Consider the following 16,122-nt stretch of genomic DNA (forward strand, 5'->3'; position numbering starts at 1 on the left):
AAATGCTTATAACCTAATGAATTTAAAAGCTAGAGCAATGATTTTGCAAAAAATATTACGCCAACAACAATACAGTGTAAGGTGAAATAGAAAACGTGAAACCTGTCATATTCACCGTCATAATTTTGGCACCGGCTAGTCTAGCCGCTAATCAGTGAATTTTATAGGAAAATACGTCCGTTATGCGCCCAATCTTCCATAATGATCACAGGAGCAAATATTTATTACGCCTCCACAGGATCACTGAAAAACATACCTTGTCCCATACCGACACCAAGAATTTGTAGTGTTTGCCATTCTTCAAACACCTCCACCCCTTCGGCGCAGACTTGCACTTCGGTACGATATAAACCACCGATCAAACTTCGAATAAATAGCTGATTTTCAGGGCGTAAGTGAATATGCCGAACAATAGAGCGATGGAGTTTAATCATGTCAAAATGACATTCGCGAATATAATAAGTGCCGACCACTTGCTGACCTACGTGATCAACACAGAGCCTTGCCCCCATTTTGCGGATCATATCCAACTTAGGCTGTAACTTGGCTTGATGCTGAATAACGACATCCTCAGAGACCTCAAATATCAGCCTTGGAGTTAAATGGCGATATTCCAACAAAGTCGTTTTTAACCACTGGCTAAAGGCACGGCTCGTTAGGGAGTCGAGGCTTAAGTTCACACTATAAATCTGTTTACTATGTCGCTCATCGGCAAGCAACGCTAAAACCCGCTCAATCATTTGCCGCTCGATTTGCGGCATTAATCCACACTTATTGGCCATAGGAATAAAAAGCGTGGCACGAATTAACGCGCCTTGATTATCCCTTGCACGGGTGAAAATTTCCTTATGGTGTTCATTCGCATCTGAATCAATCACGGGTTGGCTAAAAGGAAAAAAGCGCCGCTGAACTAAGGTATTCTCTAAAAAACTGCGCCAACGCACAGAGCCCTTAGCAAACTCCTCATCAATTGCCCCCTTATCGTACATAAACCAATTACTGTTACCCTGTAATTGAGCGGCGCGTAAGGCCATATCAGCCTCATCGATCAACTGCGTTGCGTTGTCGCCTGCGGTAAAATAAGCACATCCTAAGTGGAAAAAATTGTCTCGATTATCCACATCCGTTAACGGCTGGCTTAAACACACTTTTAACAGTTTACTGGCAAGTTGATCGGCTTCAATCAAAGAGACTTGGGGTACAACAATGGCAAATTGATTATGGGAACGACGGGCAAAAATACTGTTTGGTAGCGTTTGCAGGATCTGATTAATCCCATTGACAGTTGAATTTAAAAGCTCTTTGGCTACAGACTCACCTTTCGCTTGCTGTAATAAATCGAGATCATCCATCTCTAATAAGTAAATAACCCCATGGGCAACCATACCTTGATTGTGACTTAAAGCATCGAGACGATTATTTAAGAAAAGTCGATTACCAATACGAGTCTCAGCATCTAAAAAGGTATTTGAGCGGATAAATTTATCAAAACGTCCACGCTCTTTTTGCGCATCCTGCAACTCTTCAAGTAATTTTGTCAGTGCACGATTAATTAACCGAGGTTTACCTTTACCTGGGCTCGCCAGTGCTTGCTCATGCTTTCCTTGTAAGATTAAACGGCTCCGTAATGCTAATTCTTCAATCCCATCGAGCTGCTGTGAAAACCATAAATAACCAAAACGCACTAAAACAACAATGGCAAAAATCCCTACCGCGAGGATTAAAAACTCGTACCAACCAACATGATATTGCTCAAAAGGCTGCGGCAAAATGAGTGACATTCGTAGATCGGAATTGGGATCGAGCAGATGGTTATATACCATGGCATTTTGCGTTAACACATTACCTTGATAAGCGAATAGTACTTCCGTTTTCAAGGTCAACTTAAACTCAACGGTATTGTACGCTAACAACAGTGGTGGCAACCAAGAGTCCAATTCCCAACCAGATTGGGCGTGATAATGGTTAACCAACATAGATTCGAGTTCAGTCACTTTTTGCTGCTGAAATTTATAGGTCAGTTGCACAAAACTCATCATGGCACAGAGTAAAAATACAAAAGCAATGGCAGCTAAAGACATCAACCAAAAACTGGTCAATTTTGTAGTTAACATTCGAGTGAATTTCATCGATCCGCTATCCTGCAGAATTATTATAATTATCGGTGCGTATTTAACATTAGCTCAACAAATGCTGCCCCCTGATTATTCAGTAGCATAAGCCAAAAGGCAACTAAGGATAGGCGTATTTACCTACAGCTAAAAACTAAAAAAGAGGCTAATGAGCCTCTTTTTAGATGATTTACCACTTTTTACTTAATCAGCATACTTGGGAAGCGTAGTGATTGCAGCCACTCCCGACTCAATTGCGGCCTGTGCAACGGCACGTGCCACCTGAGGCAATAAACGTGGATCCATAGGTTTTGGTAATACATACTCAGGGCCAAAACTTAATGAACTCACCTTAGGATAGGCCTTAAGTACACTCTCAGGCACGGGTTCTTTGGCTAACTCAGCGATAGCATGTACGGCGGCGATTTTCATTTCATCATTGATGCAAGACGCTCGCACATCTAAAGCACCACGGAAAATAAATGGAAAACACAGTACGTTATTCACCTGATTTGGATAATCGCTGCGACCTGTGCCCATAATCAAATCATTGCGAATGGCATGGGCAAGTGCAGGCTTAATTTCAGGATCTGGATTTGAGCAAGCAAAAATAACCGGCTTGTCAGCCATCATGGCAACTTCTTCTGCGCCAATCACATCTGGACCAGATAAGCCCAAAAAGACATCGGCACCTTTAATTACATCTTGTAAAGTGCGTTTATCGGTATCATTGGCAAATAATGCTTTATATTCATTAAGATCGGTACGACCAGAATGGATAACGCCTTTAGTGTCTAACATATAAATGTTGGCGCGATTAGCACCACACTTGACTAACATCGTCATACAAGCAATAGCAGCAGCACCTGCACCCATACACACAAAAGTCGCGTCACTTATCAACTTGCCTTGAATTTCCAACGCATTGATCATACCGGCAGCAGTCACAATGGCCGTACCATGCTGATCATCATGGAATACGGGCACTTTACAACGGGCAATTAACTCGCGTTCAATGACAAAGCATTCGGGCGCTTTAATATCTTCGAGGTTAATGCCGCCAAACGTATCTGCAATCGCGGCAACAGTGTTGATAAATTCCTCAGGAGTATTGTGAGTAATTTCAATATCTGTCGAGTCGATATTGGCAAAATGCTTGAATAGTAAAGCTTTACCTTCCATTACAGGCTTTGATGCTAGCGGACCTAAGTTGCCAAGACCAAGAATTGCCGTGCCATTGGTGATCACTGCAACTGTGTTGCCTTTATTGGTGTAACGATATGCATTGTCAGGATTAGCGGCAATTTCACGTACAGGCTCTGCGACACCAGGGCTATATGCTAGGGCGAGATCGTGGCTCGTTTCGGCGGGTTTAGTAAGACAAACGGCGGTTTTACCTGGAACGGGAAATTCATGATAATCGAGTGCTTGTTGACGAATATCTGACATTTTAACATCCTGAAATGCGACATTTATAATAGTATGGGTAAGGCCTAGTCAGCGCAGATGAGTTCATTTTTGAGACATCTGTCGACTTTGTAGGTGAGGGGTAAGATACGCCAATCACAGTAATTTTTAAATAAGAGATTGAGAAATTTCGCCTTTGCGCATCAATCTGACATCTAAGCCCAGTTTTATAAACTTATCTGTACGGATAAGACCTGATTACCTATTTACTTTTTGTAGGAAACAAACTTAAATTTTACTGAAATAATGCGGCTCACAACCATAACTCACAATAAATTTTGGCTAAATTACAATAAAGATAGTGAACTCCACTTATCTTATCGTTAATTGCAATGAATAAGTCGTTTTACCGTGTTAAAGCGTCAGCTTCCACAGTATTGATGATTTTTTAATTGAAGTCATACCAGCGGCTATTACTGTGAAGAGTCATAAATATCAAAAATTGAAAAGCAAAAAGGCGCCGAGGCGCCCTTTCTAGAAACATTGCCGTCGCAATTATTTCTTAGCAAGCACAGCAAAGCGCTTGTTGAATTTGTCGATACGACCGCCTGTATCAACAACTTTTTGTGTACCTGTGTAGAATGGGTGACATGCACCACAAACGTCTAAGTGCAGGTCTTTACCAGCAGTAGAGTTTACTTTGATTACGTTGCCACAAGTACAGTTTGCAGTAATAACTGCGTATTCTGGGTGGATACCTTGTTTCATTGGGGTTACCTCAAAATGTAAGGCCATGTCGCTCTTCCAACCCTTAGTCGGACACCACATGCAGTTAATAACGATATGTTAGGGCGCAGAATGGTACAGTATCGTCACTGCGGATACAAGTAGATTATCTGAGCATTTCACAGATAACTCTGCATGATAATACCGTTGAATCTCGCTCTTATTTACCCGCTTGCTTTGCCTCAAAGATGGCCTTGGCCTCTTTTGCATCTGGGTACTGTGCCAACAGATCTGTTGATGGGCAGTAAAGGGCGGCATCGCCTCTTAACGCGCTGATTTTATTTTTAGCAAACGCCTTGGGATTGGCATCATATATAGCAAGCATGGCGCCATAAACACTTACATTCCATTCGTTCGCATAACGATTTGCAACCCGCCAGAGGGTTTCGCTTGAGTCATAATTGAGCAAACATTCCTTAGTTGGCATCATCTTGGGTGCGTTACCAGTCTCTTGATCAGGCTCATCTTTAGAAAATATAAAACCCGTTGTAACGATAGATTCAGAACCCATACTTTTCGTTATAGGGGTTAAATTACTTGATGACACCGCTGGTAAGGACTTAGCTTCTGTTGCCACAATATCCACTTTGTTTAGCCTCACTTCGGAACTAAGCTCTGCAGATTTAACACCTTGAGATATTTTTGTTGAATCCACTGAAGTGGTGTGACTCGCAACGGCAGAAGGCTCCACAAAAAGTGGGATCTTTTTTACCTCATACCAACGATCAACACGATATTCCCTCACCACTAACTGCGCCTTGGGATCTTTGACGTCTTCAACCCCAGTGAGTAACACTAGAAAGCGATTGAGCTCCTGCGCCATCAACTTCTCTTCACCACTTGATTGGCGCAGCACAAATTCAAGCCGTGTAATATCCTGATTATCAGTAATCACATTGAGGCGCATCTTCGGATAAGTCCCCAACTCAAACATCATGTTATTGATACTCACATGGGATACTTGAGCCATCGAAGATGCACTGCAAACTAAGATGAATAGACCTAATGATTTCACGATATTAGCCATCAATTTACTCTCCACTATCCTTAGATAAACCATCATTAGGACTAGCCCTTGCTAGCCGTGCTGAGTACACTAAACCCCATTCCCATTTAAGACTTGCCTAGCATATGTCACTGTTTGTCGAAGTTGCGTTACCTGTACCTATGCGGCAAAACTTTAGTTACCGCGTTCCCGAAACCTACCCGCAAACACCACAAATTGGGGTTCGCGTTAAAGTGCCTTTCGGCCGCCAACAACTCATAGGTTTAGTCACCGCGGTGACTGACACTTGTAGCCTAGAGCCAAAGCAAATAAAAGCGGTTATTGATTTTATTGACGACACGCCACTATTGCCCGAATCCCTTTATAAATTAACTTTATGGGCAGCAAGATATTACTTTTGCAGCCAAGGGCAAATGCTAACTCAAGCCCTTCCTGTCGCATTACGTAAGGGACTCGATGCCGCACCACAAAAAATCCAATATTGGCAATTAACTGAACTAGGGCAAAATATTGCTCCCGAGATCGTTAAACGCGCTCCTGCTCAGAAAAAACTGCTCGAGTTACTCAAAAAGACTAGCCTAACTCAAGAAGAAGTGATTACTTTCGCGATAAGTAAAACCGCCTTAAAAGCCTTGGAAGATAAAGGTTGGGTTGCTCGTCACGAAAAAATAGCCGAACTTAACCTTGATTGGCGTACCCAATTAGTTCTGGATGAAACACCGCATAGACTCAATAAAGAACAAGCTATTGCCGTGACTATTTTAAATCAGCAACAAGGTTATCATTGCACCTTATTAGAAGGTATTACCGGTTCGGGTAAAACCGAAGTCTATTTGGCCGTACTCGAAGAAATTCTAAAACAAGGAAAGCAGGCACTGATCTTAGTGCCAGAGATTGGCCTAACGCCACAAACCATCAACCGATTTAAACGTCGTTTTAAGGTCAATGTCGCGGTTTTACATTCAGGGTTAACCGATAACCAACGCCTCGAAGCATGGCGTCAAGCACGCTGTGGACAGGCGGCGATCATTATTGGCACACGTTCAGCGTTGTTCACACCTATGGCCTATCCTGGGATTATTATTCTCGATGAAGAACACGACAGCAGTTTCAAGCAGCAAGAAGGTGTGGGCTATCATGCTCGTGATTTAGCGGTTATGCGTGGCCATTTAGAATCAATTCCCGTCATTTTAGGCTCTGCCACACCGTCACTCGAAAGTCTGCAAAATGCCTTGAGTGGTCGCTATGTGCATTTACAACTTGGTGAGCGCGCAGGTGCCGCCAAAAAAGTAAGACAAGGTATTATTGATATTAAAAATCTGCCCCTAAAGGCAGGGATGTCGGCACCACTATTAAATGAAATTAGGCTGCATCTAGATGCAGGAAACCAAGTATTACTGTTTTTAAACCGCCGTGGTTTTGCGCCAGCCCTGCTATGCCACGAGTGTGGGCACTTACATGAGTGCGACCGCTGCGATGCATTTTTTACTGTGCATCAATCCCTTGGTGAAATTTGCTGCCACCATTGTGGTAACCAATATGCCATTCCCAAACAATGTCACAAATGCGGCAGCACTATGCTGATGGGTCAAGGCATAGGCACAGAGCAACTTGCCGAAGCATTACAGCAGGAGTTTCCGAAATATCCTGTGGTGCGCATCGACCGAGATACGACGCGTCTTAAAGGCTCCCTCGAAAGCCATTTAAGTGCGATTCATAAGGGTGAATATAAAATCTTAGTCGGCACTCAAATGTTAGCAAAAGGACACCATTTCCCCGATGTAACCCTTGTTGGGCTATTGGATGTCGATGGGGCCCTATTTAGCGCCGACTTCCGCGCGCCTGAGCGTTTTGGGCAACTCTATACTCAAGTCGCAGGGCGTGCGGGCCGCGCCAGTAAACCCGGCACAGTGCTACTACAAACACACCAGAGTGATAACCCCATCTTGCGGGATTTGCTGCACCGCGGTTATGGCGAGTTTGCCCGTAGCCAGTTAAAAGAACGCCAACAGGCACTACTGCCACCAGCATGGCATATGGTACTCGTACGCGCCGAAGCGCATTCTGCCTTGGATGCCGACAGTTTTCTCAATGCCTTTGCAGCACTTTTACCTCAAGATAAAGAGTTTGAGGTAATAGGCCCAATGCCTGCGCCACTGGATAGAAAAGCAGGTAAGTTCCGCCGCCAGTTAATGTTTCAGGCCAAGAATCGCAATCGCCTGCAGCAAGAGTTTGAACGTATTCATCCGCTTGTGGAGTTACTCCCCGAAGCAAAGCGTTGCCGCTGGAGTTTGGATAGGGATCCACAGGATCTGTTATAAATCGATTATTTGATAAAAAATCATCGGGAAGATAGCAATTGTTAACCACAAGCGGCTAAAATATGCGGTTATTCCCTGTATTCACTCTTAAAGTTAGTGCTAATTAATCCATGAAATCACATATCCAATCATTACTTGAACAAACAATCGAATCCTTTAAACAACAAGGTATTTTGCCTGCTGATTTTGAAGCACGCATTCAAGTAGATCGAACCAAGGATAAGAGTCATGGCGACTTGGCAACCAACTTAGCCATGATGCTGACCAAGGTCGCTGGCAAGAATCCACGTGAATTAGCCCAGTTGATCATAGATACTCTACCCGCTTCGGCATTTGTGGCTAAGGTTGAAATCGCAGGTCCAGGCTTTATCAACTTTTTCATCAACGACAGTGCCCTAGCGGATCAACTGCAAAATGCGGTTAACGATGAACATTTAGGTATTAAGTTACCGACACCGCAAACTGTAGTGGTCGATTACTCTTCCCCCAACCTCGCCAAAGAAATGCACGTAGGTCATCTACGTTCAACCATCATTGGTGACAGTGTTGTGCGTGCGCTGGAATTTCTGGGCCACAAGGTGATTCGCCAAAACCATGTGGGCGATTGGGGTACACAATTTGGTATGTTGCTGGCCTATATGGAAGAGCTGCGCGCCAAAAATGGTGAGCAAGCTCATCTTGAACTGTCTGATCTTGAAACCTTCTACCGTGCCGCTAAACTGCGTTTCGATGAATCAGCAGAATTTGCCACCCGCGCTCGTCAGTTAGTGGTTGAGTTGCAATCGGGCGACGAGTATTGCAACAAACTGTGGCGCGAATTTAACGATATTTCGTTAAGCCACTGCCATGAAGTCTACGCCCGTTTAGGTGTGAGCCTAACCCGCGCCGATGTGCACGGAGAAAGTGCCTATAACGCCGACCTCGAACAAGTGGTGAAAGATTTAGATGCCCAAGGTTTATTAACAGAAAGCAACGGCGCCAAAGTGGTATTCCAAGAAGCCTTCCGCAATAAAGAAGGTGAGCCACTGCCTGTGATCATCCAAAAAGCCGATGGGGGCTATTTGTATGCCACCTCAGATCTCGCGGCAATGCGCTACCGCTCTAACGTGTTAAAAGCCGATCGCGTACTGTATTTTGTTGACCTACGTCAGGCGCTGCATTTCCAACAAGTTTTTAGCCTCGCCAAGCTAGCTAAGTTTGTTCGTGAAGATATGTCATTGGAACACTTAGGTTTTGGCACTATGAACGGCGAAGATGGCCGTCCATTTAAAACCCGTAGCGGCGGCGTTGTGAAGTTAGTTGACCTGTTAGAAGAAGCCAATGTGCGCGCGCTAGAACTCGTTCGCAGCAAAAATCCTGATATGGATGAGGAAACGCTGGCAGAAATCGCCCGTGTTGTAGGAATAAGCGCAGTTAAATACGCCGACTTATCGAAAAACCGCACCAGTGATTACATCTTCAGCTTTGAACAAATGCTCAGCTTCGAAGGCAATACTGCACCTTACCTGTTATACGCTTATACCCGTGTTGCGGGCATATTCAAGCGAGTCACTGGTCTGGATCTCAGCCAAGCTAAAATCGTGCTTGAGCATGAAAAAGAGAAAGATCTCGGTAACAAATTGGCTCAGTTTGGCGAAATCCTTAATCGTGTTGTCGATAAAGGCCAGCCGCACGTATTGTGTGCCTACCTATATGAGTTAGCAGGCGCTTTCTCTAGTTTCTATGAGGCTTGCCCTGTACTTGCCGCCGATAACGATGAGCAAAAAAATAGCCGGTTACTGTTGTCACAGTTGACTGCTCGCACCCTACAAAAGGGACTCAATCTGCTAGGTATCGAAACCCTAGAACGGATGTAAGCTATGAGCCATCGCGACTATGCCAACAGAAGACCGCAATCGGGCGCTAAACCGCGCCCGATCCGCGCAACCAGAGCTCGGCCAGTTCAAAAGTCTGCACCGCGTAAGAAGTACCCTGTCGCACTGATCCTGTTTGTCATCCTTGCCGTGGGGTGTTTTAGCTATTTTCTGTGGAGTATCAAAGATACAGCAAAACAGCAAACTCCAGCCCCAACGCCTAAAACCGAGAATCGCGTTAAGGTCAAAGAAGCTTCAACACTGACCCCAAAAGTGAAAGAAGCGCAAGTGCAGGAAGAACGTCAAGCTGTGACTCTTCCGGTAGAAAAACAAGAGGTAACACCTAAAGTCGATCCTAATGCGCTGCCACCAAAACCTAAGGAAGAGTGGACCTATCTTAACGAGTTAGAAAACAAGCATGTTGAGGTTGATATTCCTGACGTTGTTAGCACACGAGCACCGCAACAATATCAATTACAGTGTGCGTCATTCCGTCAGGAGTCCCAAGCCAATCAAATGAAAGCCGTCATCGCTTTTCAAGGGTTGGAGGCGCAGGTAAGGCAAATTGAAGGGACAACTGGCACTTGGTATAAGGTATCCTTAGGACCATATACCACCAAACGTGATGCAGAACGTAAACGCCATGTGTTGCAAAATGCAGGCATTAACGGTTGCCAGATTTTAGCCGTTCCTAAATAACCCAGTCGTAACCACAAATTAGCGGTCAGTTTTTAGAACTCACCGCTATTTTTATCCCTGCACCTTATTGATTAAAATTCACCACACAACCAAGTCTCCGCCCTTAAATATACGTTTTTATCATTTATCCACTAACACCTCTTTTTGTATAACCCTCTATTTATAAACTGAAAATCAGTTTATTAACAAAGGTTAATACACAGTTAATTTGACCTAGATCAAAGTTAGGCGTATCCCTTAATCAACGGCAAAAAGTTATTTCCGTATGAATAACCAACCTAAAGGTGAAGTAATATGAACGCATTGATAGAGATTGAAGCCAATGAATTTAGTCAACTGTTTAAGGATGGTGACACGTTAGGCATTAGAATGTTTATGGAGCATGTAAACATGCCTTTAGATGTCCAAGATAAAATTTACGATGAAATCTCTGCATTACCCCAACTTGAGCAAAACGCAATTGCTCAGCTCATTGAAACTCACTCACACTCTCAAATTTCTGAGCGTTTAGCATACTAAGAATATGAGATCTCGATAGCGGTATTAAGCAAATATTGGCAAGCTAACGACTCATGCAATAGCTCGGCTTAAATCGAACAGTCATAAAACCTACAATTTTAGCTAACACCCCCATGATAATGCTCAAAAATAAGGCCAAATACTGTGTATTTGGCCTTAGGTATAGGCTTATAAATCAACACGGCAGGGATTATTTATCCTTTAAGCCTGCTTCTTTTAATCCTATGCTATTCATCCAGTAATCAAAATCCACCATATTGCCTGGCAATACCACACGAGTATTTTTTTGGCTCAGGCCATCAAGCTGTTTCATATACTGTTCACCGAGTTGCATCCTCAGCGCGTTATGACCACCGGGGGCAGAAATCACCGAGGCAAGCCGTTCAATTGACTCTGCCGTTGCGCGAGATAAGGTTAATATCTCCTCAGCCTTACCTTCGGCCTCGTTAATACGACGCTGCATTTCCCCTTCTGAGCGGTTAACCGTTTCAGCCTTAACCCCTTCAGAGCGGTTAATCTTACTCTGCTTGTCGCCTTCACTCTTAGCAAGTAATGCTCTACGCTCACGTTCAGCATTCACTTGCATTTCCATTGCATTTTTAACAGTTTCTGGTGGCGTGATATTTTTTATCTCATAGCGGTGTACACGGATACCCCATATAGCGCCAGCTTGATCAAGCACTTCGACGACCTTAGCCGAAATCACATCACGCTCTTCGAACGTACGATCTAAATCTAAGGTGCCAATCACTGAACGAGTTGTTGTTTGCGCTAATTGGATAGCTGCATAACGATAGTCAGTAATGCCATAACTCGCCTTAACAGGGTCAGTCACAGAAATATAAATTACACCATCAACTTCGACGTTCACCTCATCGCTAGAGAAGCATTCCTGTGGTGGAACATCAATCGTTTCTTCTTTTAAGTCATGGATATAAGCCACTTTATCCACAAAGGGGATCAAGGTATGAAATCCCGCATCTAGGGTGGAGTGGTACTTACCCAAACGCTCAACAATGTAGGCTGACTTAGTTGGTACTAAGCGAATCGATTGGAAAAGTTTAATAACAAAAATGGCAAAAATAAGACCCCAAATGGCCATCACAGCAAGATCAGTATCGAATGGGATATTCATTAACGCGCTCCTTTACTTACTGTATTTTGACCACTCATAGTGTGAGTGACCTGCTCCATGCCCTCGAAGAAACCTTCGAGCTTCGCCATTTCGGCGGGAACTACCGATACTTGTGCATCATTAAGTATCTTGCCAACTTGAGCGATAAACTGCTCTTTTAACAACATATTCATCGCATCAGTACCACCATTAACCGCTAATGCTTGAGAGATCATTGCCATCCCCTCTGATTTCGCCTTAGCAATGATAGCAATCTCCTGTCCCGTACCTTTGGCTTCATTAATCCGTTTCTGTTTTTGCCCTTCAGAAAGGTTAATGGCCTCTTGACGCTCACCTTCAGACATATTGATCATTGCCGCTTTTTCCGCATTGGCTAAGGTGATTTCAGCGCGTTTGCGACGCTCGGCTTCCATTTGCTTTTCTAAGGTATGGATCACATGGCGTGATGGGGTAATATTACGAATTTCATAACGTAATACTTTGATCCCCCAAGGCTCAGAAGCCTTATCAATCTCGCGTACTATGGATTCATTCAAACTATCACGCTCAGAAAAGGTTTCACTTAAGGTTAACTTACCAATTTCAGAACGCATCGTTGTCTGAGCGAGGTTTACCGCTGCTTTACGGTAGTTTTCAATACCATAACTCGCCAGTTTTCCATCCATTACCTTAAGATAAACAAGACCATCCACCTCAAGCTGAGTATTATCCTTAGAAATACAACTTTGTGGTGGCACATCAAGTACTTGCTCACGGGTATCGTGACGATAGGCGACACGGTCAAAAAACGGGATTAGAAAATGAAAACCCGGCTGCAATACGGTACGAAACTTCCCTAATCGCTCAATAACGTGAACTTCACGCATTGGCACTATTAGCATTAGTTTGTAGAGAATAAATAAAACAAATAAAATAATTAAGGTAAACAGAAACATAGACTCATCCTTTAGTTTTGAGACGTTGCCTGAGTAACAGGCTCAACCACTAGGGCAATGTTTTCTCGGCAGATAATTCGAACTTCACAACCCACGGCAATAATACTGCCATCGCCAAGAGCAGGCCATTCGCTCCCTTGAAACTCAACCCGCCCCGTTGTTTGTCCGGGACCGATAGTTTGTTTTACACGAGCAATTTGATTGTAGATGTCGAGTTCTTCATCGGTATTATCGACATGTGAATCGCCCCCTACCAGTCTTTGGGTTAACTGCCGAAAGCTCAACAACAGAACAATCGCGGAAATAAACCACAATGTCATACTCTGCACTATGCCTTCCACTAACCCGATACCCAATGCGCCAGCAACAACCAAACAGGCAGCTCCCAACAATATCACTATACCACCCGGAACAATGAGTTCGGCTAACATCAAGATAATACCAATAACTGACCACATTAAAATTGGATTTGAAAGCTCCATATCCCCCCCCCCTAAAATGAGAGTGCCCGTTGCAGCACTATAGCAGTAGACACATCAATGTGCGACATAATATGTCAAAATTTACGTTAAATATGAGCCGCTATAGATATCACACTGTCAAAAAATACCGCGATGAAATTTATCAAATCACTTCTTTAGTTGTTTTAAAATTAAGCACAATCAATTCAAAAAGATAGCTACCATTTAAGTAAACGGATGTCACTTAAAACATAAAAACACTAAAAATCAACTAATTAAACCATTTTAATTACTGATTTTGATTATGTGATTTTGACAACAACATTCGATAAAAACTTTGAATAAATGTGAATTTTTGCATATATTGCCCGCACTTTTTATCTAGACCTTTGACCCGCAGCAACCGCAGTGTTTGACCTTACCCATCAAACTGTGCCGACGTCAGAGCGAGGATTGAGTACAACACTATTTAGCCTCTACCTCTACAACAGGAAATAACAATGAAAAAAACATGCCTATGTCTAGCATTAATGCTTTCTCCTCAAGCATTTGCGGGTGACTTAGTACAGTGGTGGGATTTCAGCGCTACAGCCCTTTATGGCGAAGACTACGATTTAGCGCCATCAGACAAACAAGCCACTATTACCTTAGAAACTGCAGGCGGTTGGAAATACGGAGATTGGTTTGCCTTCCAAGACTTTATCTATTTCAAAGGCAACCACACGGGCATGGATAGCACCACCTATGGTGAAATTTCCCCACGCTTTAGTGCGAGTAAAATTCTTGGCGAGAAAATCGCTTTTGGTCCAGTGACCGATTTATCTTTAGCCTTAACCTATGAAGAAGGCGAAGGCCCAGTTCATAGCCTGCTTTATGGTCTAGGCGTTGATGTCGCCGTACCTTATTTCACTTACCTTAACTTTAATACTTACCGTCGCGATGCAATGAGCACGGGCAACAATAGTGATGGTTGGCAGTTTACCCCAGTATTTCGCATCGATATTCCCGTTGGTTCAGCCAACATAGTGCTCGATGGCTTTATCGATTGGGTGTTTGCGACAGACAAGGATGGTTATGAAGAGAACTTCCACTTCAACCCACAATTAAAATACGACCTAGGTAAGAGTCTATTCGGTGAACATAAAGCCAATAAACTGTTGGTAGGTATCGAATACGATCTGTGGACCAATAAATACGGCGTAAAAGGTGTAGATCAAGACACTTATTCTGTGATTGCTCAATACCACTTCTAAGCTGTATTAGCGCCGTTTTTAAGCCATAAAAAAGGTGCCATTGGCACCTTTTTCATTTTAATCACTCACTTTGCAGGGGAGTGTTACTTAGCTTAATCCAAACTAGGCTAACAATTTTTTCGCGGCAGCAACCACGATAGAAACCGCACTGACTTCCGTTTTCTTCATCGTGGCTTCATCAGGAATTTCTTGCTGAGTACGGTTTACAATCACACCCGCCACACAGGCAGCACGCCAACCTTGAGTTGCACACATAGTAAACAGCGTCGCAGACTCCATTTCATAATTCAGTACGCCCATTTCCTGCCATTCTTTCATTGAACCAGCAAAACGGCGCGTAACACGACCTGTAACAGTGTCATAGCGCTCTTGACCTGGATAGAAGGTATCTGAAGATGCCGTCACACCAATATGTGGCTCTACACCCGCATCGCGACATGCGGCAACCATGGCCGTAGTACATTCAAAGTTGGCAACCGCAGGAAACTCCATAGGCGCAAAATGCAAGCTAGCACCATCTAAACGCACAGATGCTTGGGTCACAATCACATCACCCACATTCACATGGGGTTGAATTGCACCTGTTGTTCCTACACGCAGGAAGGTGTTTACACCTAGCTGAGCTAATTCCTCAACGGCGATAGATGTCGACGGACCACCGATACCGGTTGAGCAGATAACAACAGGCTTACCATCGGCATACGCTAAATAGCTTGTATACTCGCGGTGGCTTGCAAGAAAAGTCGCATTGTCCATTAACTCAGCAATACGTTTTACACGCTCTGGATCGCCTGGCACGATTGCCAAGGTTGCACCATCGAGCATTGCTTTGGTCAAACCTAAATGAAATACATCAGCCATTGTGAAAACCCCTTTCATTTTTGATAATTAAATTCTTATAAAATCGACTTTAACCTAGTATCGAAGCGATGAAGGTTAACTTGATCACAGAATTATCGGCAAGAAGTAATTGTCTATTCGTAATGTAATTACCAAAACGCTTACAGTCTGATCACAAAGATAGCAAATCTTCCTCAATTCTGGATGAATGTCTGATTTATGTAAAACAAAGTGTGAACCAGATCTAACTTACGCGCTATAGACTACAATTATGATTTTAGAGCGTGCAGGCATCTAGGGATATTTTCACCGTGATTTGACGTTCTTTATATACGAGTCTACACATAAGTTTGCTGAGTTAACGAAATGTCGGCGATATGGACGTGAAAATATCAATAAAGCCCTTACCACTGGATTGATAGCAGATAAACATAAATCCCCCTTTAGTATGAGCCGAAAGGCAAATGAATATTGATCTAAGTCACAATTCAACCAGCTACATAAGGTTAGGGTTAAAGAGAACAAGACATATAGTAAAACGACAAGGAGAAAGCCAATGTTTCCAGAGTACAGAGAGCTCATTTCCACCCTAAAAAATCAAGATGCCCATTTTCAGCGTAAATTCAATGAGCACAATCAGTTAGATGAAGAAATAAAACAACTGGAAAAACGTGTCGGCAGTGATTTCAATCCTGCGGTGAAAGAACTCAAAAGCAGAAAGCTACATCTAAAAGAAGAGATCTATCAAATCCTTAAATCCCATAACTAGCCTTGTTCGCTAAGTTAACAATAAGGG

The 16,122-nt window shown here is 43.4% G+C and carries 14 protein-coding genes; 6 read left to right on the top strand and 8 right to left on the bottom strand.

Annotation, left to right across the window (positions count from 1 at the left end; translation table 11 throughout):
• Positions 1 to 224: 224 nt before the first annotated feature.
• The 4 genes from csrD to SPUTW3181_RS18760 form a co-directional block, all read right to left on the bottom strand.
• A complete protein-coding gene (gene csrD / locus SPUTW3181_RS18745; RefSeq protein WP_011790857.1) occupies positions 225 to 2,129 on the bottom strand; it encodes an RNase E specificity factor CsrD in 1,905 nt (634 codons plus the stop codon).
• Between the two features lie 186 nt (positions 2,130 to 2,315).
• Positions 2,316 to 3,560: a malic enzyme-like NAD(P)-binding protein gene (locus SPUTW3181_RS18750; RefSeq protein ID WP_011790858.1), complete on the bottom strand. Its 1,245-nt coding sequence runs from the start codon at positions 3,558 to 3,560 to the stop codon at positions 2,316 to 2,318.
• A 513-nt stretch (positions 3,561 to 4,073) separates the two neighbouring features.
• Complete coding sequence (gene rpmE / locus SPUTW3181_RS18755; protein ID WP_011790859.1) at positions 4,074 to 4,286, bottom strand: 50S ribosomal protein L31; 213 nt, start codon at positions 4,284 to 4,286, stop codon at positions 4,074 to 4,076.
• Between the two features lie 178 nt (positions 4,287 to 4,464).
• Positions 4,465 to 5,331: a FimV/HubP family polar landmark protein gene (locus tag SPUTW3181_RS18760; protein ID WP_014609747.1), complete on the bottom strand. Its 867-nt coding sequence runs from the start codon at positions 5,329 to 5,331 to the stop codon at positions 4,465 to 4,467.
• Positions 5,332 to 5,435: 104 nt separating this feature from the next.
• Here SPUTW3181_RS18760 and priA point away from each other — a divergent pair, with 104 nt between their 5' ends.
• The 4 genes from priA (at position 5,436) to SPUTW3181_RS18780 (ending at position 10,702) form a co-directional block, all read left to right on the top strand.
• The gene (gene priA, locus SPUTW3181_RS18765) at positions 5,436 to 7,631 is read left to right on the top strand and encodes a primosomal protein N' (RefSeq protein ID WP_011790861.1); all 2,196 of its coding nucleotides are present in this window, start codon (positions 5,436 to 5,438) and stop codon (positions 7,629 to 7,631) included.
• A gap of 110 nt (positions 7,632 to 7,741) precedes the next feature.
• A complete protein-coding gene (gene argS, locus SPUTW3181_RS18770) occupies positions 7,742 to 9,487 on the top strand; it encodes an arginine--tRNA ligase (RefSeq protein WP_011790862.1) in 1,746 nt (581 codons plus the stop codon).
• Between the two features lie 3 nt (positions 9,488 to 9,490).
• Complete coding sequence (locus SPUTW3181_RS18775; RefSeq protein ID WP_011790863.1) at positions 9,491 to 10,183, top strand: SPOR domain-containing protein; 693 nt, start codon at positions 9,491 to 9,493, stop codon at positions 10,181 to 10,183.
• A gap of 294 nt (positions 10,184 to 10,477) precedes the next feature.
• On the top strand, positions 10,478 to 10,702 hold the full coding sequence (locus SPUTW3181_RS18780; protein WP_011790864.1) for a hypothetical protein: 225 nt from the start codon (positions 10,478 to 10,480) through the stop codon (positions 10,700 to 10,702).
• Positions 10,703 to 10,892: 190 nt separating this feature from the next.
• Here SPUTW3181_RS18780 and SPUTW3181_RS18785 read toward each other — a convergent pair whose 3' ends face one another.
• The 3 genes from SPUTW3181_RS18785 to SPUTW3181_RS18795 are packed head-to-tail and all read right to left on the bottom strand — an operon-like array spanning position 10,893 to position 13,254.
• Positions 10,893 to 11,837 carry an SPFH domain-containing protein gene (locus tag SPUTW3181_RS18785; protein ID WP_011790865.1) on the bottom strand — a complete coding sequence of 315 codons (945 nt, stop codon included), beginning with the start codon at positions 11,835 to 11,837 and terminating at the stop codon, positions 10,893 to 10,895.
• Positions 11,837 to 12,772, bottom strand: a complete 936-nt coding sequence (locus tag SPUTW3181_RS18790; protein WP_011790866.1) for an SPFH domain-containing protein — start codon at positions 12,770 to 12,772, stop codon at positions 11,837 to 11,839. The genes SPUTW3181_RS18785 and SPUTW3181_RS18790 overlap by 1 nt, the downstream gene beginning before the upstream one ends.
• A gap of 11 nt (positions 12,773 to 12,783) precedes the next feature.
• Entirely contained in the window at positions 12,784 to 13,254 is a 471-nt protein-coding gene (locus tag SPUTW3181_RS18795) for an NfeD family protein (RefSeq protein ID WP_011790867.1), read from the bottom strand.
• A 479-nt stretch (positions 13,255 to 13,733) separates the two neighbouring features.
• Between SPUTW3181_RS18795 and SPUTW3181_RS18800 the strand changes: the two genes are divergently transcribed.
• A complete protein-coding gene (locus SPUTW3181_RS18800) occupies positions 13,734 to 14,486 on the top strand; it encodes an outer membrane protein OmpK (RefSeq protein WP_011790868.1) in 753 nt (250 codons plus the stop codon).
• A gap of 102 nt (positions 14,487 to 14,588) precedes the next feature.
• Here SPUTW3181_RS18800 and udp read toward each other — a convergent pair whose 3' ends face one another.
• Positions 14,589 to 15,347: a uridine phosphorylase gene (gene udp, locus SPUTW3181_RS18805; protein ID WP_011790869.1), complete on the bottom strand. Its 759-nt coding sequence runs from the start codon at positions 15,345 to 15,347 to the stop codon at positions 14,589 to 14,591.
• A gap of 535 nt (positions 15,348 to 15,882) precedes the next feature.
• Here udp and SPUTW3181_RS18810 point away from each other — a divergent pair.
• Positions 15,883 to 16,095: a YdcH family protein gene (locus SPUTW3181_RS18810; RefSeq protein WP_011790870.1), complete on the top strand. Its 213-nt coding sequence runs from the start codon at positions 15,883 to 15,885 to the stop codon at positions 16,093 to 16,095.
• The last annotated feature ends 27 nt before the right edge of the window (positions 16,096 to 16,122 follow it).

Source organism: Shewanella sp. W3-18-1 (genome assembly GCF_000015185.1).
Lineage (GTDB): Bacteria > Pseudomonadota > Gammaproteobacteria > Enterobacterales > Shewanellaceae > Shewanella > Shewanella putrefaciens.